This window comes from Methylobacterium sp. 2A (assembly GCF_009806555.1).
Taxonomy (GTDB): domain Bacteria; phylum Pseudomonadota; class Alphaproteobacteria; order Rhizobiales; family Beijerinckiaceae; genus Methylobacterium.
Window position 1 is genome coordinate 20701 of sequence record NZ_VUOK01000040.1, and the last position, 19252, is coordinate 39952.

16 protein-coding genes are annotated in these 19252 nt (G+C 69.7%); 4 read left to right on the top strand and 12 right to left on the bottom strand.

The annotated features are described in order from the left end of the window. Positions 1 to 5 precede the first annotated feature (5 nt). The 5 genes from FVE89_RS18570 to FVE89_RS18590 all read right to left on the bottom strand — a co-directional run bounded on the left by FVE89_RS18570 (position 6) and on the right by FVE89_RS18590 (position 4710). The gene (locus FVE89_RS18570) at positions 6 to 962 is read right to left on the bottom strand and encodes an HlyD family secretion protein (protein WP_160535520.1); all 957 of its coding nucleotides are present in this window, start codon (positions 960 to 962) and stop codon (positions 6 to 8) included. Beyond that, positions 959 to 1168, bottom strand: coding sequence for a DUF1656 domain-containing protein (locus FVE89_RS18575; protein WP_160535522.1), 210 nt, complete (start codon positions 1166 to 1168; stop codon positions 959 to 961). The genes FVE89_RS18570 and FVE89_RS18575 overlap by 4 nt, the downstream gene beginning before the upstream one ends. Next, positions 1165 to 3198: an FUSC family protein gene (locus tag FVE89_RS18580; RefSeq protein WP_160535524.1), complete on the bottom strand. Its 2034-nt coding sequence runs from the start codon at positions 3196 to 3198 to the stop codon at positions 1165 to 1167. The genes FVE89_RS18575 and FVE89_RS18580 overlap by 4 nt, the downstream gene beginning before the upstream one ends. Further along, positions 3195 to 3704, bottom strand: a complete 510-nt coding sequence (locus FVE89_RS18585) for a MarR family transcriptional regulator (RefSeq protein ID WP_160535526.1) — start codon at positions 3702 to 3704, stop codon at positions 3195 to 3197. Before FVE89_RS18585 ends, FVE89_RS18580 begins: the two co-directional genes overlap by 4 nt. A gap of 346 nt (positions 3705 to 4050) precedes the next feature. Beyond that, entirely contained in the window at positions 4051 to 4710 is a 660-nt protein-coding gene (locus tag FVE89_RS18590) for a response regulator transcription factor (RefSeq protein WP_160535528.1), read from the bottom strand. Between FVE89_RS18590 and FVE89_RS18595 the strand changes: the two genes are divergently transcribed. Further along, entirely contained in the window at positions 4684 to 5043 is a 360-nt protein-coding gene (locus FVE89_RS18595) for a hypothetical protein (protein WP_160535530.1), read from the top strand. The two genes, FVE89_RS18590 and FVE89_RS18595, sit on opposite strands and share 27 nt — an antisense overlap. Before the next feature lie 34 nt (positions 5044 to 5077). On the opposite strand, the gene FVE89_RS18600 is transcribed toward FVE89_RS18595, so the two are convergent. Both FVE89_RS18600 and FVE89_RS30770 read right to left on the bottom strand, forming a co-directional pair. Beyond that, positions 5078 to 6544 carry a methyl-accepting chemotaxis protein gene (locus FVE89_RS18600; protein WP_160535532.1) on the bottom strand — a complete coding sequence of 489 codons (1467 nt, stop codon included), beginning with the start codon at positions 6542 to 6544 and terminating at the stop codon, positions 5078 to 5080. Continuing rightward, complete coding sequence (locus FVE89_RS30770) at positions 6541 to 6912, bottom strand: hypothetical protein (RefSeq protein WP_210254063.1); 372 nt, start codon at positions 6910 to 6912, stop codon at positions 6541 to 6543. Before FVE89_RS30770 ends, FVE89_RS18600 begins: the two co-directional genes overlap by 4 nt. A 518-nt stretch (positions 6913 to 7430) precedes the next feature. Here FVE89_RS30770 and FVE89_RS18610 point away from each other — a divergent pair. Further along, a complete protein-coding gene (locus tag FVE89_RS18610; protein WP_342389611.1) occupies positions 7431 to 8585 on the top strand; it encodes a serine hydrolase in 1155 nt (384 codons plus the stop codon). Here FVE89_RS18610 and FVE89_RS18615 read toward each other — a convergent pair. Continuing rightward, a complete protein-coding gene (locus FVE89_RS18615) occupies positions 8582 to 9481 on the bottom strand; it encodes a LysR family transcriptional regulator (protein WP_160535536.1) in 900 nt (299 codons plus the stop codon). The genes FVE89_RS18610 and FVE89_RS18615 overlap by 4 nt on opposite strands. A gap of 94 nt (positions 9482 to 9575) precedes the next feature. Between FVE89_RS18615 and FVE89_RS18620 the strand changes: the two genes are divergently transcribed. Beyond that, entirely contained in the window at positions 9576 to 10571 is a 996-nt protein-coding gene (locus FVE89_RS18620) for an aldo/keto reductase (RefSeq protein ID WP_160535538.1), read from the top strand. 177 nt (positions 10572 to 10748) lie between these two features. Here the strand turns inward: FVE89_RS18620 and FVE89_RS18625 are convergent, their stop codons facing one another. From FVE89_RS18625 to FVE89_RS18635, 3 genes are all read right to left on the bottom strand, one after another. Then, a complete protein-coding gene (locus FVE89_RS18625; RefSeq protein ID WP_160535540.1) occupies positions 10749 to 11900 on the bottom strand; it encodes a M20 family metallopeptidase in 1152 nt (383 codons plus the stop codon). An 87-nt stretch (positions 11901 to 11987) separates the two neighbouring features. Next, positions 11988 to 13814 carry a glutamine--fructose-6-phosphate transaminase (isomerizing) gene (glmS, locus tag FVE89_RS18630; RefSeq protein WP_160535542.1) on the bottom strand — a complete coding sequence of 609 codons (1827 nt, stop codon included), beginning with the start codon at positions 13812 to 13814 and terminating at the stop codon, positions 11988 to 11990. A gap of 148 nt (positions 13815 to 13962) precedes the next feature. Next, positions 13963 to 14895: a bile acid:sodium symporter family protein gene (locus FVE89_RS18635; RefSeq protein ID WP_160535544.1), complete on the bottom strand. Its 933-nt coding sequence runs from the start codon at positions 14893 to 14895 to the stop codon at positions 13963 to 13965. A gap of 483 nt (positions 14896 to 15378) precedes the next feature. Here FVE89_RS18635 and FVE89_RS18640 point away from each other — a divergent pair, with 483 nt between their 5' ends. After that, a complete protein-coding gene (locus tag FVE89_RS18640) occupies positions 15379 to 17736 on the top strand; it encodes an EAL domain-containing protein (RefSeq protein ID WP_160535546.1) in 2358 nt (785 codons plus the stop codon). A gap of 117 nt (positions 17737 to 17853) precedes the next feature. On the opposite strand, the gene glmU is transcribed toward FVE89_RS18640, so the two are convergent. After that, positions 17854 to 19230, bottom strand: a complete 1377-nt coding sequence (gene glmU / locus FVE89_RS18645) for a bifunctional UDP-N-acetylglucosamine diphosphorylase/glucosamine-1-phosphate N-acetyltransferase GlmU (RefSeq protein WP_160535548.1) — start codon at positions 19228 to 19230, stop codon at positions 17854 to 17856. Positions 19231 to 19252: the final 22 nt, after the last annotated feature.

The following is a 19252-nucleotide window of genomic DNA, read 5'->3' on the forward strand; positions in this document are numbered from 1 at the left end:
AATGTTCAGCGGGCGAGCGCCTCCCGCCATCCCTTCCAGGGCCAGCGCAGGGCGTCCCGGCCCAGGACGTTCCAGCCCACGGCCGTCTCGCCCTCCGCCGACGCGATCGACACGGTCGCGGTGCGGCCGCTCACCAGCCGCGGATCCGCGGTCCCGCTATCGAGCTCGATCCGCACGGGGATGCGCTGGGCGAGGCGCACCCACTGGAAGGTCGGGTTGACGTTGGCGAGCAGGTTCGTCGCCTCGCTGCGGCCGGTCTCGCCGATGCCGCCGGCGATGCTGACGACCCGGCCCTTGAGGACCTCGTCCTCGCCCATCAGCTGCACGGTCGCGGCGTCGCCGACCTTGATCCGCGGCAGCTTGGTCTCCTCGAAATAACCCTCGATGCGGAGCGTATCGCTGTCGATCAGCGCCATCACGCCGTGGCCGGTGGTGACGTAGGCGCCGGGGCGCAACTCCATGTTGGTGATCCGGCCGTTGACCGCGGCCCGCACCGCGGAGCGCTCCAGGTTGAGCTTGGCGAGGTCGCGGTCGGCCAGGGCCTGCTCGTAGGCGGCCTTGGCCGAGAGATCGGCCGCCAAGGCGGCCTCCACCTTCTGCTGCGACACCGCGGCGTCGCTGAGCTTGGAATAGCGGGCATAGTCGGACGCGGCCTGCTCGGCCGTGGCCTTGCGGCCCTCCACCACCGCCTCCGCCTGACGCAGGCCGAGGCGGAACCGGTCCGGATCGATGCGGAACAGCACGTCGCCCTTCCGGACGACCTGATTGTCCTCGACCAGCACCTCGGTCACGAGACCCGGGACGTCGGGGGCCACCGCCACCACGTCGGCGCGCACCCGCCCGTCCCGGGTCCAGGGCGCATTGATGTAGTAATCCCAGAGCGACAGGCCGACGACCAGCGCCACCGCCACCATGCCGAGGGTGACGAAGAGGCGGCCGATGAGGGAAAGGAGGGCAGTCATGGTAGGGTCCGGTGGGCGAGGGTGACGACGCCGCCCAGCAGGGCGACGTAGACGGCGAGGTCGAAGAGCGGCCGGTGCCAGACGAACCGGTAGAAGCCTATCGCGGCGAACAGGCGACGGACCGGCAGGCTCAGCGCGAAGGCAATCACCATCCAGACGGCGAGCCCCGGGACGAACACCCCGTAGAGGTCGATCTCGCCCATCATGCCGCCAGCTCCTGGTCGTTCGGCAGGTGTGACGCGTCCCGGTAGGGGGACGCCTCGGGAAACAGGCCGCGGCGCAGGCCCGTCAGGCCGATCAGGGCGGCGCGGCGCTCCGGCGTCGGCGCGGCGCGGCCGACGGCGTCGAGGGCGTCGTCCAGCGCGCCGAGAAGATCGGGGCCGTCCCGGCCGCGCAGCCGGCGCGCCGCCAGAGCCAGGGCCTCGTCGACGGAGATGCGCGCCCGCCCCGTGAGGCGTCTGCGGACCCGGCGCAGCTCCACGAGGTTGATGCCGACGCGCACGTCGCCCAGGAGGTCGCCGAAAGCCTCAGCCTCCCCCTGGGGCAGCATCGCGAGGCGCGGGGCGATCAGGCCGACGCGGTCGAGCATCAGGGCGGCGAGTTCCAGCCCGTGCCCGGTGCCGCGCCCGGCCGCGGCGGCCGTGAGGCTGCGGCGGTTGATCCGGACCAGACGGCGGGCGCTCCAGGCCGCCCCCACCGAGCGGATCAGCCGGGTCACCACCGCGCCGACCCACATCCCCACCACCGAGGCGATCACCCCGTTGGCGAAGGGCGCGAACTCGCCGCTGTAGCTGCTCTGGAGCGCCAGCAGCGTCGCGCCGTTGAGCGCCGCGCCCATGCCTATCAAGGCGGTGCGCGGCCGCGTCATCGCCAGCCCGCAGAGGATCAGGGCCGGTGCGAGGGCGAGCGCCAGCATCTCGAAGGAGGTGGCGATCGGCAGGATCGCGAACAGGTAGATGCCCGCTCCCACGGCGCCGATCAGGGCGGAGTTCGAGAAGCCGAGGATCTGCGGGGCCGGATCGTCCTGGGTGGCGAACAGGCAGCAGGCGACCGCCCCCATCATCGGCGCGGACGATCCGTCCGGCCAGCCGGTGGCGATCCAGATCGCGCAGCAGGTCAGCAGGCTGACGAACACGCCGAAGGCCGAGAACGCCGCCAGCCCATGATCCCGGTGGCGGATGCGCGTGACCCGCGCCGTATAGGCGAAGGCGAGCGGTGCATCCGGCGCCGTCCCGGCCTGGAGATGGCCGCGGAGCACCCGCAGATCCTGACGCAGATCGATGATGTCGCGCAGGCGTGCCGCGAGGCTCGCGAGCAGAAGATTGGTCCAGCTCGGATCCCGGTCCAGGTTCGGATCGATGTCGGCGATGCGCTGGCGCAGCCGGGCCGCGCCGTCCGGATCGTCCTCCGCCGAGAGCCACAGGGCGAGATCCGACAGGATCGCGCGGACGCGGATCGGCAGGGCGCCGGCCTGTTCCAGGGCGGCCACGCGGTCGGAGAGGGTCGCGACGATCGGCAGGACCATCAGCATGTGCTGGCGCAGCGGCGCGAAGGCCGCGGCCGCCCGCTTCGCACCGCTGGCCTCGTTGCGCAGGGCGAGGCCGAGGGCGTCGAGGGCCAGCGCGTCCGAGGCGAGACGCAGGCGCTGGCCGGTCTCGTCGGCCTGAGACGTGCGGGTTCGCCGGAGCGCGGCCAGCGTCCAGGATCGGGCCTCGGCCACCCAGGATTCGAGCCGTGCCACGATGACCGGCGCCGCGGATTGCGGCAGCACCAATGTCGCCGCGAGGCTCGCGCAGACGATCCCGAGCCCGATCTCCTCGGACCGCGCCACGGCGGTGTCGAAGATCGCGCCCGGGTCGTCGACCGCCGGGAATCCGATCAGGGCCGCCGTGTAGCCCGCCAGCATCGGCAGGTAGCTCGCGGGCGTGCGATCGAGGAGCGAGATGTAGAGGCAGAGCGCGACCCAGAGCGCCACCGCGAGGCTGAGCAGCACGGGGGCGTCGATCAGATTGGGCACGAGCGCCACGCTCACGGCCGCGCCGAGCGCCGTCCCGCAGATGCGATAGATGGCCTTCGAGCGGGTCGCGCCCGACAGAACCTGGCTGGTGATGTAAACGGTGCCCAGCGCCCAGTAGGGCCGCGGCAGGTCGATCCAGAGCGCGAGGAACAGGGCGAGCATCGCCGCCGCGTAGGTCCTCACCGCGAAGGCCCAGTCACGCCATCCCGGCAGGGTCATGGCGCGGCCTCCAAGACGGGCGCAGGCTTCAAGGCCGGCGCGGCCTCGTCGGCCGCGCGGCCATAGCGCTGAAGCGCCGCGAACACCCGGAGGCTCGCTTCGAGGTCCGCGTCATCGATCTCCGCGAAGACGCATGTCCGCAGGGTGGAGAGCGCGGCCTCGATCTGCTCGAAGACGCAGCGCCCCTCGGGCGTCAGGCCCAGCACCTTGGCCCGGCGGTCGGAGGGATCCTCCCGGCGCACAACCAGCCCGGCGGCCGCAAGCTGATCGAGGAGGCGGACCAGGGACGGCCCCTCGATGCCGACGGCCTCCGCCAGGACGTTCTGCCGGGGCTCCTCCTCCATGCGGCCGATGATGACCAGCGGATGGGCGGTGGCGTCCGACAGGCCGTGCGCTTCCGCGACGTTGTTCGCGGCCCGGCGCCAGTGGCGGCCGGTGGTCAGGATGGCGTGGGTGACGGCCTGCTGCAGCCTCTCCCGGGGTAGTGCATGTTCGGTGTAGGGCACGGTCTGGAATCCGTCACGGTGGCGATCCGGCAGGTGCCCGATCCCTCAGCTCGCCAACCAATAGATAGCATCATATCTTTTCGAATACGTATCTTTTGCGTGATGCCACGGTTGCATACAGTGCATGAAATTGGCTCTCGACAACTCCACCCAGACGCTTGGCGCATCGGCGGAATGCGGCGTGGGATCCGGCACCGGAGGTCGCGCGGCGTCCATCGGGATCGCCACGGGCGGCTTTGCGGTGCATCCTGTGCGGGATCGCGGTTTGCCTCCCGCCGCGTTCCGGGCCTCCAGGACAGGGGGCGCGCGTCCCGTGCCGCCGGATCGGACGACAAGCGCCGCGCTGTCAGGCCGGATGCGCGTTGTGGATCTGGTCGAAGTCGAGCGACGCCGTATCGATCACGATCTGCGTCCGGCTGATCACTTCCAGCTTGCGCAGGATCTCGGAGACATGGGCCTTCACGGTCGAATCGCCGACCTGAAGCTCGTGGGCGATCTGCTTGTTGAGCTTGCCCTGCCGGATCATCATCAGCACCCGCAATTGCTGCGGCGTCAGCCGGGCGAGGCGTTCGGGCAGCGGTGCCTTCTTGGAGCGTGGCGAAGGAGCGTTCGCTTCGGCGAGGCCCGGCGGCAGGAACAGTGCGCCGCTCAGCACCTCGGTGATCGCCCGCGTCAGCGTGGCCTTGTCCATGGCTTTCGGCACGAAGCCGGCCGCGCCGTGCTGCAGCGCCTCGCGCACGATGCGCGGATCCTCATGGCCGGAGACGATCAGGATCGGGATGCGCGGAAAATTCGCCCGGATCGTGATCAGCCCGTCGAAGCCGGAGGTGCCGCGCATCGACAGGTCGAGGAGCGTCAGGTCGATGCTCCGGTTGGCGGCGAGCACCGCGCAGGCCGCCTCGATGCCGTCGGCCTCGTGCAGCACCGCGTCCGGATGCGCGAGGCGGATCGTGGCCGCCAGAGCGTCCCGGAAGAGCGGATGGTCGTCGACGATCAGGAGATGCACGGACAACGCGGTCCTTCGCTCGGGATCCCCCCGGGGATCCGTCGGAAACTGATCGAAGCGGCCCCGGGGCGCAAGCGGGTGTCGAGGGGCCTGCCCGCACTTCGAGGCCTGGGCGTGCCGGTTCGCTCCCCGGTGATCGGCGAGGCGACCGGGCTGGTGCCGAAACAGATGAAATCCGGTCTCCGGTTCGGCGGTGCCGCCGAGCCGCCCGGTGCCGCTGAACGTTTGGATCTCGCCGGGCCGGGACTCGGTCACCGTATCCGTCATGGCCGAGGGCTCGCCGAGATGGCCTGCGATCACGCCGGTGATGACGACGCGGTCCGCGCGGCCTGACGCGCACCGCACCGGGCCGGGCGCCGCGGCTTGCTCAGGCCGCGCGCACGGAGGCGAGGAAGCGGTCGACCTCCCGACCGAGCGCGTCGAACTCGACCGATAGGTCCGAGGCGGAGGCCAGGAGGCTTCCCGCAGTCGTTCCGGTCGCCTCCACGGCGTCGGCCACGGTCGTGACGGTGGTGCTCACGGCGCCGGTGCCGGCCGCCGCCTCCGCGACGGTGCGGACGATGCGCTCGGCGGCGGCACCCTGGTCGCGCACGGCAACGGTGATCTGCGTGGCGAGGTCGTTCATGTCGCGGATGTGGACCGTGATCCCGTTCACGGCGGTGACCGCCCGCTGCGTCGAGCTCTGGATTTGCGCGACCTGGGCCGCGATGTCCTCGGTCGCCTTGGCGGTCTGGCCCGCCAGCTCCTTCACCTCGGCGGCGACGACCGCGAAGCCGCGGCCCGCCTCGCCGGCCCGGGCGGCTTCGATCGTGGCGTTCAGGGCCAGCAGGTTGGTCTGGGCCGCCACCGTCGAGATCAGCGCCACCACGTCGCCGATCCGCTCGGCGGCCGCGCTCAACTCCTGAACGAGCGGCACGGCATCGGCCGCCTCCGCGGCGGTCCGGCTGGCGAGGTCGGCCGAGCCGCTCACCTGCCGCTCGATCTCGCTGAGCGACGCGCCGAGCTGGGCGGTCGCCTCTGCGGCCGTCTCGGCCGCGCGCGCCGCGGCCCCGGCCGAGGAGGCCACGTCCGAAGACCGGCGCGCCGAATCGCTCGCGGTCTCCGACATGTCGGCGGCCGCACTGCGCAGGCTCGCCGCCGCGCCGGACACATGTTCCAGAATCCCGCCGACCGTCGTCTCGAAGGTCCGGGCGAGCTGCTCGGTCGTGTTCCGCCGCTCTTCCTCCAGGGCGGACTGGGCCTCCGCGGCTTCCCGTTCCAGAAGCTGGGCACGGGCCAGCTGCGCCTGGGCCTCCCTCTCGGATTGTCCGAGCGCCCGGAACGAGTCGACCGTGGTCCGGCAGACCCAGATCAGGACCGAGGATTCCACCACCACGATCACCGCATGCACGGCAACGCGGCCGATGTCGGTCGCCGCATCCGGGAAGACCAGCGCCGGAACCGCCAGATCGAGCGCGAGGTGATGCACCGCGGTGGCAATGGTCGCCGCCAGGATCACGCGCCAGTCGCACCAGCCGACCAGCACCGCGAGGCAGGCGAAGAAGTACATGTGCAGATCGATCTGCCAGGGATGCCCGGCGAAGACGACCACGAAGATCGCCGCCATGCCGATCAGCGCCACGCCGCTGACGATGCGCGTGGCCGTGCCGATCGGATCCATCCACCAGAACAGCGTCGCCGTTCCGGCCAGGACCGCGACGGCCGCGATCGGGCCCCAGGTCGGCAGGCCGCCGGTCAGCGCGGCCTCCGCCCCCGCAACGACGAGCATGTGCACCCACAGGATCGCGATGAGCGAGCGGCCGAACTTGAGCCGGAGAGCATCGAGGTGATTCATCGTTGCGCGGGTCCGAAAACGGGATGTGACGTGCGGGTGGGGGCGTCGGCTCGGTCGGTGTGGCCGCAGCCGCCGGCCAGGCCGCCATCGAGGACGAGCCGGGCGCCCGCCGCGTAGAGGCGGGCGACGAAGCCGGCGCTGTCGGAGCGGGCGATCACGACGTCCGGTCGGCCGCCGACGTTCAGGATCGATCCGCCCGCCTCGGCGACCATGCGGACGACGTCAGCGCTGCCGGATCCCGCGCCGCCGACGAGGGCTACGGTATCGGACTGGGGGGCCGCCAGGAGCGCCAGCGGTGTGATCAGGGCGACGGCACAACCGAGCGCGCCGAGTAAAATCTGAAATCGTATTCGCGCAAGGATCCGCAAAGACTCAGAATTCGCTATTGCAGTCATGCGTGCCTGCGACCCCGCTCCAAGATTGAATATTTATCGGAATTTTAGTATATCACGACTTCCATGATGGTCGCGATCGTGAGGGCGAATCTATCGTCTCTGACGTCGCATAATATGGCTGCCAAATCCATTGCGCAAGCAATACACGGATCGTTCCGATCAAATTTTAAACAAAATATCCAATCTTACCGTCATAAAAATTTATGCGAAATGATCGGGTCTTGTAGAATGAGAGGAAGATCTAGAATATATTGATTGAGCAGAAAGTACATTTTTCGATAAGCGCATTCCGGCGGCAACGCCTGCTTCGACACCGGAAGAGGACCCGGCCGCCCCGGCGGCACAGCCCGCAGGCCGGGATCGCTTCGTCATGCGTGCCGCGCGGCGCAAGGCATGCTTCCACCTTCGATCCGCGCCGGCGGGCGGGGCGTGATCGCGTGACCGGCCCGCGACAGATGAGGCGGTCCGCGCCTGGACGGTGGAGGTCGTGTGTGAGGCAGGAAATGGCGCCGTCGTGGCCGCGGGAGACATGGCGGGAGACATGGCGGGAGACATGGGAAGAGGTCGATCCCGCAGCGGCCGGCTTCGATCCCGTCCGCCTCGCGGAGACGGTGGGGTATGCCGAGGCGCACGAGAGTCCGTGGCCGCGCAGCCTGTATCACCCGGATGGCCGCTATGTCGGGATCGTCGAGTGGAACGAGACCGGGCCGTGGAGCGCCGTCACGGGTCCGGTTCGGGACCGGGGCGGCCCGGCCGGCGTGATCCTGCGGGGCGGCCGTCGGGTCGCCGCCTGGGGCGACACGGCCCGTCCGGACATGACCTTCTCGATCGCCAAGAGCTACCTCGCGGTGCTGGCGGGCCTCGCCCACGATGACGGGCTGATCCCCGACGTGGACGCCCCGGTGCGCGACAGCGTGCCGGACCCGCTCCTCGACGGGCCGCATAACGGCGCGATCACGTGGCGCCACCTGCTGCAGCAATCGAGCGAGTGGCAGGGGACGCTGTTCGGCAAGTCCGATCAGGTCGATCATTTCCGGCAGATCGGCCCGGGCGCCGACAACAGCCGCAAGGGCGAGCGGCGGGCGCTGAACCCGCCCGGCACCCACTACGAGTACAACGACGTGCGGGTGAACCTGCTGTCCTACTGCCTGATGCGGCTGTTCGGCCGCGCCCTGCCGGAAGTGCTGCGCGAACGGATCATGGACCCGATCGGAGCCTCCCGCGACTGGGCGTGGCACGGCTACGCGGATGCCTGGGTCGAAATCGAGGGTGCCCGGATTCAATCCATCCCCGGGGGCGGCCATTGGGGCGGCGGCCTGTTCATCGGCGCCGACGACCACGCCCGGTTCGGGCTGCTCATCGCCCGCGGCGGCGCCTGGGATGGGCGTCGGCTCCTGTCCGAGCGCTGGATCCGCGCCATGCTGACCCCCTCCCCGACCCTGGAGAGCTACGGCTATCTCTGGTGGCTGAACCGGGGGGCGGCCGCCAAGCCGCAGCTCCCCGCCGCATCGTTCAGCGCGCTCGGCGCCGGCAACAACGTCATCTGGTGCGATCCGGACCACGACCTCGTGGCGGTGCTGCGCTGGATCGACAAGGGCGCCGTCGACGGGTTCCTGCTGCGCCTCGTCGGGGCTCTGCGGGATTAATCCGCGGCGGCGGCGGTCTGGATGAAGTCGATGAAGGCGCGCAGCACCGGCCGCATCAGCCGGCGGCTGGGATAGTAGAGGAAGAAGCCGGGGAAGCGCGGGCACCAATCCTCCAGCACCCGGACCAGCCGGCCGGCCGCGAGGTCGGCCGCCACCTGCGCCTCGAAGAGGTAGGCGAGCCCGGCGCCGTTCCGCGCCGCCTCGGCGATCAGCCCGTTATCGTCGAGGATGAGCGGCCCGGAGACGGACACGGCCTGCTCGGCGCCGTCCTTCTCGAACTCCCACTGGTAGAGCGCACCGCCCGCGAAGCGGCGGCGGATGCAGAGGTGGGCGTGCAGATCCTGCGGCGTCGCCGGGCGGGGACGCCCCGCGAGATAACCCGGCGCCGCCACGATGGCGGCGCGCTGCGGAGGCCCGAGGGGCAAAGCGATCATGTCCTGCTCCAGGCTCTCGGACAGGCGGATGCCGGCGTCAAAACCCTCGGCCACGATGTCGCGCAACCCGTCCTGCGCCCGGATCTCGATCTCGACCCCGGGATGCGCCCGGATGAACGCGGTGGCGAGCGGGACCAGCACCATCTCGGCCGCCGAGCGCGCCGCCGAGACGCGCAGAATCCCCGAGAGCCGCTGCTGCGCGGCGGTGGCGGCCTCGACCGCCTCGGCGATGGCCGCCAGGGCGGGTTCGAGACCTTCGAGCAGGCGCTGCCCGGCCTCCGTCGGCGCGACGCTGCGCGTCGTGCGGGCCAGCAGGCGTATGCCGAGATGATCCTCAAGGCCGTTGATCGCGTGGCTGACCGCCGAGACCGACAGGCCGAGATCGCGGGCCGCGCCGCGAAAGCTCCGGCGCGCCGCGACGGCGGCGAAGATCGACAGGGCGGGCAGGTCGGCGCGTCTCACTGTTGAGCCGGATAGAACACCCTGCTGCGCGGTTCACCGGTTATCGGCGGGCGCCGGATATGCAGAGTGCGGCCTGCTGCATCGGGAGGCTTTCGTGCAACAGCGTCGACTCGGTTCCGAACTCACCGTCTCCGCCCTCGGCCTCGGCTGCATGGGCATGAGCTTCGCCTATGGCGGCCAGCCCGAGGCCGAGGCGATCGACACCCTGCGCCGGGCGGTCGATCTCGGCATCACCTTCTTCGACACGGCCGAGATGTACGGGCCGTTCGAGAACGAGAAGCTCGTGGGCAAGGCGCTCGCGCCGTTCCGCGACCGGGTGGTCATCGCCACCAAATTCGGCTTCAAGATCGCCGAGACCGGTGAGGGCCGCGAGCGGATCGTCGGCGTCGACAGCCGGCCCGAGCATGTCCGCGCGGTCTGCGACGCCTCGCTCCAGCGCCTCGGGGTCGAGGTGATCGACCTGTTCTACCAGCACCGGGTCGATCCGGCGGTGCCGATCGAGGACACGGTCGGCGCGATGGCGGATCTGGTGCGCGCCGGCAAGGTCCGGGCGCTGGGGCTCTCGGAGGCGGGCGCGGCCACGATCCGGCGCGCCCATGCGGTCCATCCGATCACCGCCGTCCAGAGCGAGTACTCCCTGTGGAGCCGCGAGCCGGAGGCGGCGGTGCTGCCGACCTGCATCGAACTCGGCATCGGCTTCGTGCCCTACAGCCCGCTCGGGCGCGGTCTGCTCACCGGCGCGATCCAGGACCGCGCCAGTCTCGCGGCCGACGATTATCGCCTGACCATGCCGCGCTTCGAGGCCGAGAATCTCGCCGCCAATCAGCGCCTGCTCGACACGCTCGCCGCCCTGGCGCGCGACAAGGGCGTCACCCCCGCGCAGCTCGCCCTCGCCTGGGTGCTGAGCCGGGGCGACTTCATCGTGCCGATCCCGGGTGCCCGGAAGATCCGCCATCTGGAGGAGAACGCGGCGGCGGCCGATCTCGTGCTGTCGGCGGCCGATCTCCAGGCGATCGCGGACGCGATGCCGACCGAGGCGGTCAAGGGCGGGCGCTACGGCGAGGCCGGGCTCGCCATGGTCGATCTCTGAGCCTCGGCGCCTGTAGAGCACGGCCTTTTCCCCTCCCCGCAAGGGGGAGGAGAGCGCACTAGGCCAGTATCCCGGTGATCCCTCACATACTTTGAGAGCGATGGGTTGAGACCCTTCGAACACACGAAGGGTTCGATTCTCGACGCCGACCGTCGTGGGCTCGCGGCGGACAGGCTCTCACAGGGCCGCGATGGTCTGCGCCATCGCGCGCGCCCGCGGCACGAGGCTTCCCACCTCCAAGTACTCCTCAGGCGAATGCGCCTTGCCGCCGACCGGGCCGACGGCGCAGAGCGTCGGGCAGCCGACGCTGGCGGTGAAGCCGGAATCGGCGCAGCCGCCCGCGAACTCGCCCTCGACCGGCCGGCCCAGCCCGGCGCTCGCCCGGGCGTAGGTCTCGAACAGCGCCCGGGCGCCTTCATCCTGCACGAGGGGCAGGAACTCGCCCTTGATGGTCAGGTGCGCGGTGGTGTCGGGCACGGTTGAGGCCGCCACGATCGCGGCGATCCGGTCCATGGCCTCCGTGCGGTCCGGCGGGGTGACGTAGCGCAGGTCGATCTCGCAGGTCGCCCGGGGCGCCACGGTGTTCACCGACTGACCGCCCGAGACCAGCCCGACATTCACCGTGATGCCGCGCGCGAGATCGGTGATCGCGTGGAACGCCACCGTCTTGTGGGCCAGTTCCAGGATGGCGCTGCGGCCGTCCGCGTAGTTGCCGCCGGAATGGGCCGCCTTGCCCAGAACCTCCAGCTGCATGAACACGCCGCCCTTGCGGCCGGTGACGACGTTGCCGGTCGGCCGCCCCGGCTCGGAATTCAGCACCGCCCGGGCGCCGCGGGCGGTCTCCTCGATGATCGGCCGGCAGGCCGGCGAGCCGATCTCCTCGTCGCTGGTGAACAGGCCGACGAGGGGCACCGGCGCGCCGCCGGCCCGGTGATAGGCCGCGAGCACGAAGGCGTTCATCACGAGTCCGGCCTTCATGTCGGCGACGCCCGGCCCGTAGGCGCGGCCGTCCGCCACGTGGAACGGCCGGCGCGCCACCTCGCCCTTCGGGAAGACCGTGTCGCGGTGGCCCATCAGCACCACCGGCCGGTTGCCGCCGCCGGAGCCCGCGACCTCGGCCTTCAGCGCGTCGCCGTAGCCCTCCACCGGGATCGTGGTGACCGGGATGCCCTCGCCCGCGAGGAACGCCGCGATGCGGGTGCCGACCGCATCGACGCCCGGCTTGTCGTAGGAGCCGGAATCGATGTTCACGAGCTCTTCGAGGAGCGCCAGCATCGCCCCCTCCTGCCCGTCGAGCCAGCGGAGGGCTTCGGCGTCCTTTGCGGTCATTGGCTTCCTCGTACCGGGATCTACGGGATCGCGCGCTCGCATAGACCGCGCCGCTTTCGAACCAGACGCGGATGCACTCGGCCGCGGCTATTCCACCGTCACCGACTTCGCCAGATTCCGCGGCTGGTCCACGTCTTTCCCCATGAACACCGCCGTGTGGTAGGCGAGGAGCTGGATCGGCACCGCGTAGACGATCGGCGCCACGGTGGCGTCCAGCGCCGGCATGGTGAAGGTCGCGAGCGTCTCCAGCCCGTGCTCGGCCGCGCCCTTGGCGTCGCCGATCAGCACGATCCGCCCGCCGCGGGCCGCCACCTCCTGCATGTTCGACACCGTCTTCTCGAACACCGCATCGTGCGGCGCGATCACGATCACCGGCACGCTCTCGTCGATCAGCGCGATCGGCCCGTGCTTCAGCTCGCCCGCCGCGTAGCCCTCGGCGTGGATGTAGCTGATCTCCTTGAGCTTCAGCGCGCCTTCCAGCGCCATCGGATAGCTGGTGCCGCGGCCAAGATAGAGCACGTCCCGCGCCTTCGCGACCTCGCGGGCCAAGCCTTCGATAGCCCCTTCGTAAGTCAGCGCCTCCGCCATCAGGCCCGGCGCCTTGATCAGCGCGTCGACCAGCCGCCGCTCGCCCGCCGCATCGAGGGTGCCCCGCGCCCGGCCGGCCGCGATGGCGAGGCAGAGCAGCACGGTGAGCTGGCAGGAGAAGGCCTTGGTCGAGGCCACGCCGATCTCCGGCCCGGCCAAAGTCGGCATCACCACGGAGGATTCCCGCGCGATGGTCGAGGTCGGCACGTTGACGACGCTCAGCGTGTGCTGGCCTTGGGCTTTGGCGTAGCGCAGCGAGGCCAGCGTGTCGGCGGTCTCGCCCGATTGCGAGATGACCAGCGTCAGCCCGTCCTTCTCGAGCGGCGCCTCGCGGTAGCGGGCCTCGGAGGCGACGTCGATCTCAACCGGCAGCCGCGCCACCTGCTCGAACCAGTAGCGGGCGACGAGGCCCGCGTAATAGGCCGTGCCGCAGGCCGTGATGTAGACGCGGCTGAGCTTGGCGAAGTCGAAGGGCAACGCCTCCGGCAGCATCACCCGGCCGTTCGCCATGTCGACGTAGTGGGCGAGCGTGCGGCCCACGACCTCGGGTTGCTCGTGGATCTCCTTGGCCATGAAGTGGCGGTATTCGCCCTTGTCGATCCGATAGGCCTGCGTGGCGATTTTTTGCCGGGGGCGCTCCACGGTCGCGCCCGACGCGTCGCGGATCTCGGCGCCGTCGCGGGTCAGGATCGCCCAATCGCCCTCGTCGAGATAGGTGAGCGCGTCGGTGAACGGGGCGAGCGCCAGGGCGTCGGAGCCGAGATAGGTCTCGCCCTCGCCGAAGCCGACGGCCAGCGGCGCGCCGTGGCGGGCGCCGATCAGCAGGTTCTCCTCGCCGGCGAACAGGAAGCCCAGCGCGAAGGCGCCGCGCAGCCGCGGCAGGGCGGCGGCCACCGCCTCGACCGGACCCATCTGCCGGTCCATGTTGCGGCTGACGAGCTGGGCGACGACCTCGGTGTCGGTCTCGGTCTCGAAGACGACGCCGTCGGCCTCAAGCTCCTGCTTCAGCTCGCGAAAATTCTCGATGATGCCGTTATGCACCACCGCCAGCCGCCTGGTGGCGTGCGGGTGGGCGTTGGTCTCGTTCGGCCGGCCGTGGGTCGCCCAGCGGGTGTGGCCGATGCCGATCGTGCCGGTGAGCGGCTCGCGCGCCAGCCGCGCCTCCAGGTTGACGAGCTTGCCGGAGGCCCGGCGCCGCTCCAGCCTGCCATGCTCCAGGGTGGCGATGCCGGCGGAATCGTAGCCGCGGTATTCGAGCCGCCGCAGGGCCTCGATCACCTGCCCCGCCACCGCGTCGCGCCCGACGATGCCGACGATGCCGCACATGGGATGTCTCTCGCTCCGAGGCCGGAATCGCTGCGCGGACGCGCCGCACAAGGTCCGGGCCGTTCGCTCAGGCCTTGGCCAAGCGTGACTTCTACCGGATCAGGGCCGCGCAGGGCCAGCCCCGGCCGAATCAATGCGCGCGGTCCTGCTAGGAGGGCGCGGTCCCGCGCGCAACGACGACGGGGACCCGGCTCGACCAGTAGCCGGCGAGCACCGAGCCCGACAGGTTGTGCCACACGGAAAAAACCGCCCCCGGCAGGGCGGCCAGCGGCGAGAAATAGAGCTTGCCGAGCGCCGCTGCGAGGCCGGAATTCTGCATGCCGACTTCGAGCGCCAGGGTGCGACAGGTGCCCTCATCGAAGCCGAGCAGGCGCCCGCTCCAGTAGCCGCAGACCAGACCGGTCGCGTTGTGCAGCACCACCGCCAGCAGCACGAGCGGTCCGACCGCGGCGATGCTCGCCCGGCTGCCGGCCACGACGGCGCCGATGATCAGCAGGATGGCGGCCATCGATACGGCGGGCAGCGCGCGCTCGAAGCGTTCGACGAGGCGCGGCGCGACCCGGTTGAGAGCCAGACCCAGGGCCACCGGCGCGGCCACGATCTCCACGAGGCTGGCGAGCAGCCCCGCCACATCCACCGGCACGCTGGCATCGACGTAGAGGCGCACGAGGAGCGGCGTCGCCACGAGGCCCACCAGCGTCGAGGCCGTGGCGATCGTCACCGACAGGGCGACATCGCCGCCGGCGATGTAGACCATCAGGGTGGAGCTCGTGCCGCTGGCGACGCTGCCGACCAGGACCATGCCGGTGGTGAGGTCCGTACCCATACCGAGGGCGTGGGCGATGGCCCAGGCGGCGGCGGGCATCACGAGGTAATGGACGACGACACCAGCCGCGACCGGCGCGGGCCGGGCCAGGATCCGGCCGAAATCGGCGGGCGTGAGCGTCACGCCGAGGGCGAACATGATCACGGCCAGCAGGACGGCGACGTGCGGCAGCACCGGGAGGAACACGCCCGGCGCGCCATAGGCGAGGGCCGCGGCCAGGATGGCGCAGACGGGAAACAGGCGGTTGAGCAGCATCGCGGGCCTATGTCCGGGGAGGCGGCCGTGTCCCAGCTGGGCCGAGGTGCGTCAAGCGTGGTCGTGCCCGCAGGTATCTGCCTCGGACCCGTGCCGGAGTGCCGGCAGTCTTCCTTCGGTCAGCCGAAAGGTGGTTTTCGGGACGTGAGGACGACCGTTCGTAGGGCTGGCATAGGCCGGATGCCGAATGGCCGCTGCGGGTATTTTCCGGCCCGTCCGCATCGAGACTTCGGCTGCCTGAAAGCCGGCATAGCCGCAGGAGACGCCCACGATCCAGGCCGCCGTTTCAGAGCCTCTCACAAAACTCCCGCTGCGCTGTCGCGGCCAAGGGAAATGTCCGGTGCCCGGGAGTTTTGTGAGGAGCTCTCAAAAGCGACAGGCGTCGTCACGCAAATGTGAGGTTCGAGGCCGGCCTCGATATGAACTGTATTTTCATCGTCTTCTTTCATACCAGTTTCAGAGGCAGGCACGTACAGACAAGTCATGATTTATAGTGCTGCCGATCTAGCCACCAACCATTCGCTTGGGTTTGTATTAACTGCTCTTGCTATCTGCCTCGTGGCGGGGTGGCTTGTCGCCGCTCTGATGCGGACGGTTAGCGATGCCGATCCGGCGCACCGATGCCGCTGGCTGGCGGGAACGGCCGTCGTATGCGGCTTGGGCGTCTGGACGACCCACTTCGTCGCCATGCTGGGCTACCGGCCCGATATGGTGCTGGGCTTCGACAACACGACCACCATCTTCTCGGCGCTGATCGCCATCCCGGTCGTCGGCCTGCCGCTGGCGCTGGCGAGGCTTTTTCCTTCGTGGCGTATCCAAGCCCTGGCTGGCGCGGTAGCCGGATTTGGTATCGGCGCGATGCATTACGCCGGCATGGCGGCGATTGAGGGATGCCGGCAGACCCATTCACCGCTCGTGCATGTTCTGGCCGCCGGTATCGGTGCTTGCAGCCTCGCGCTGGCTTGTGGCCTGCCGCGACGCTGGGCGGCACCTTGGGTGGTGTGTGCTCTTTTCACCCTGGCGGTCACCGGTACGCACTTCGTCGCGATTGCCGGCACGACGCTGGTCCGCACCCAGGGCCATAGCGGCTTCCCGCAAGAACATATCGTGCTCAGCATCTTCACCACCGTCGGAGCGGCTGTCCTATTCCTCGGGGCCTTCCTGACGATCCTCGCGGCACGACGCTTCGACGCCCAGGAGCGCGCCCATTCGGCGGTTCTGAGAACCGCTCTCGACAATATGTCGAACGGGTTGCTCTATCTGGATGCGTCCGAACGCGTGCGCCTGTACAATCGGCGTTACCTTGAGATCTATCACATGCCTGTCGATGTCGATCTGACCGGCATGACCGTTGACCAGATCATGGACGCAGTCGGCGATCGCCATCGCTGGACCGCGGAGCGGAGAGAGACGGCGCGCCGGCGGATTCATGAATGGCGGACCATCGAAACCGCCAAGATGATCGACTACCCGCTGGAGGACGGCCGCATTCTACAGGTCGAGATCCGACCTATCGCGGAAGGCGGTAACGTCGTCACCCTCGACGACGTTACCAGAGAGCGCGAGGCACAGCGCCGGATCACGGAACTGGCCTACTGCGATCCCCTGACCAAGCTCGCCAATCGGCGCGCGCTCAGTGCGCGGCTGGAGCGCGATTTCATGCCCAAGCGGGTCGTCAAGCTCCTGCTGATCGATCTCGATCGCTTCAAGCAGGTCAACGATACCTACGGTCACGTGGTCGGCGATCAGCTCCTGATTCAAGTCGCCAACAGGCTGAGGACGATCGCGGGACCGGACGGTTTCGTAGCCCGGCTCGGCGGCGACGAGATGGCGGTGCTGATCTACGGCGATCAGACCCAGGCCATGGCTGTCGCCGCCGCGGTGATCGAGGCGCTTGCCGTGCCGTACGGGATCGATGACCTCACGGTGTCGATCGGCTGCAGCATCGGCATGTGCTGCACGGATGATGCGCACGATCCGATCGAACTCATGCAGTTCTCGGACATCGCGCTCTATGAATCGAAGCGCCGGGGCCGAGGTCGAACGAGCTTGTACACGCGCGACATGCTGCAAATTGTCGCCGATCGGGTTCAGCTCGAAACAGACATGCGGACTGCGATCGAACGTGGGGAGATGCACCTGGCCTTTCAGCCGGTGATCACCCTCGTTGACGACCGGATCATCGGCTACGAGGCGCTGCTCCGCTGGGATCACCCGACGCTCGGGGCCGTGTCTCCGGCCCGGTTCATCCCGTTGGCGGAGGAGACCGGGCAGATCATCCCGATCGGAGCTTGGGTGTTGCGGGAGGCCTGCCGACAGGCCGTGCGGTTGCCGGACGATGTCTATGTCGCGGTGAACGTTTCACCGGTCCAGTTCCGCTCTCCTCAGCTCCTGTCCGATCTCACGCAGGCTCTCGCCAGGAGTGGGCTGCCGGCGACGCGTTTGGAGATCGAGCTGACGGAAACAGCGATCGTCGAAGACGGCCGTCAGATTGCCAAGATCCTGGACGCCGTCCGCGGCCTCGGCGTGACGGTGGCGATGGATGATTTTGGCACGGGGTACTCGTCGCTCGCCCATCTGCGCGACCTGCCGCTCGACCGTATCAAGGTGGACCGTTCCTTCGTGACAACGGCCGAGACGGACCGTCACTCGTTGGCGGTTCTGAAAGGCATCACCCATATCGCCCGCGCGCTGAATGTCGTGCTTCAAGCGGAAGGCGTAGAGACGCCATCGCAACTCGCCCTCATGCGCGAGATTGGATGCGACGCAATCCAGGGCTACCTGATCGGTCGGCCTCAGCGATTGGCAGAGAGCACCGTGCCCATGGCTCTGTCGGCCTAGCGTCGAGACCGCCTCCTGAACGGCCGCTTCGGAAATGCGTAGGCGGCGGTCGGGTCGGGTCGCGACCGGCCATCGCTCCATCAAGATGCTCGCGAAAAGACCTCGGATCCCCGCGCCTCAACGCCCCCCGCGCAGAGCCTTCTCGGCGAGCAACGCGGCCCGCTTCAGCTTGGCCCAGCCGGGCTTGACCGCCTGCCGGCCGCGGGCGACCGCCATGGCATCGGCCGGCACGTCGTCGGTGATCACCGAGCCGGAGGCGACATAGGCCCCCTCCCCCACGGTGACGGGGGCCACCAGCGCGGAGTTCGAGCCGATGAAGGCGTGGGCGCCGATCGTGGTGCGGTGCTTGAGCACCCCGTCGTAATTGCAGGTGATCGTGCCGGCGCCGATATTGGCCTTCGCGCCGATCTCCGCGTCGCCGAGATAGGTCAGGTGTGCGGCCTTGGCGCCGGCGCCCATCCGGGCATTCTTCAGCTCGACGAAGTTCCCGAGTTCGGCGCCGCTCTCCAGCACCGCGTGGCCGCGCAGGCGCACGAACGGCCCGATCCGCACGCCCGCCTGCAACTCGGTCTCGGTGAGATGCGCGAAGGCCCGTACGGTACAGCCGTCGCCCACCCGCACGCCGGGGCCGAACACGACATTGGGCTCGACGATCACATCGCGCCCGAGCACCGTGTCGTAGCTCAGGAACACCGTCTCGGGGGCGACCAGGGTGGCGCCGCCCAGCATCGCGTTGCGCCGGAGCCGCTCCTGGATCGCCGCCTCGGCGACGCTGAGCTGCACCCGGTCGTTGACGCCCTGCGCCTCGGCCTCCTCCACCGGCACGGTGGTGACCGACAACCCGTCCGCCACCGCGAGCGCCACGGCATCCGGCAGGTAATATTCGCCGGCGGCGTTGTCGTTGCCGATGCGGGTGAGCAGCGACAGGGCGTGTTGTCCCGACAGCGCCATCAGCCCGGCATTGCACAGGGTCACGGCCCGCTCGGCCGCGCTCGCATCCTTCTCCTCGCGGATCGCCAGGACGCGGCTGCCCTCGGTCAGCACCCGGCCGTAGCCCGTGGGCGACGGGCTCTCGAAGGCGAGGACCGCCACCGCGGCGCCCTCCGCGAGGGGCGCGCGGAGCCTCAGAAACGTCTCGGCGGTGACGAGCGGCGTGTCGCCGAAGGCGATGACCACGTCGTCGTCGGGCTCCGTGAGCACGTCCCGGGCGGCCAGCACCGCGTGCGCCGTGCCGAGGCGCTCCGCCTGCGGGAAGACCTGTGCGCCGGGGGCGGCCTTGGCGATCTCGGCGGCGACATCGTCGCGCCCGGGCTCGACCACCACGGCGATCCGGCCCGCGCCCGCCGCCTGCACGGAAGCCAGGACGTGACCGAGCAGGCTCCGCCCGGCGATCCGGTGGAGCACCTTCGGCAGGTCCGAGCGCATCCGCGTGCCCTTCCCGGCCGCGAGCACGATGGCGGTGAGGCTGCGCTTGGGGGTCGCGGAAGATGTCATCTTGGGTCCGGGCGTCGGGATT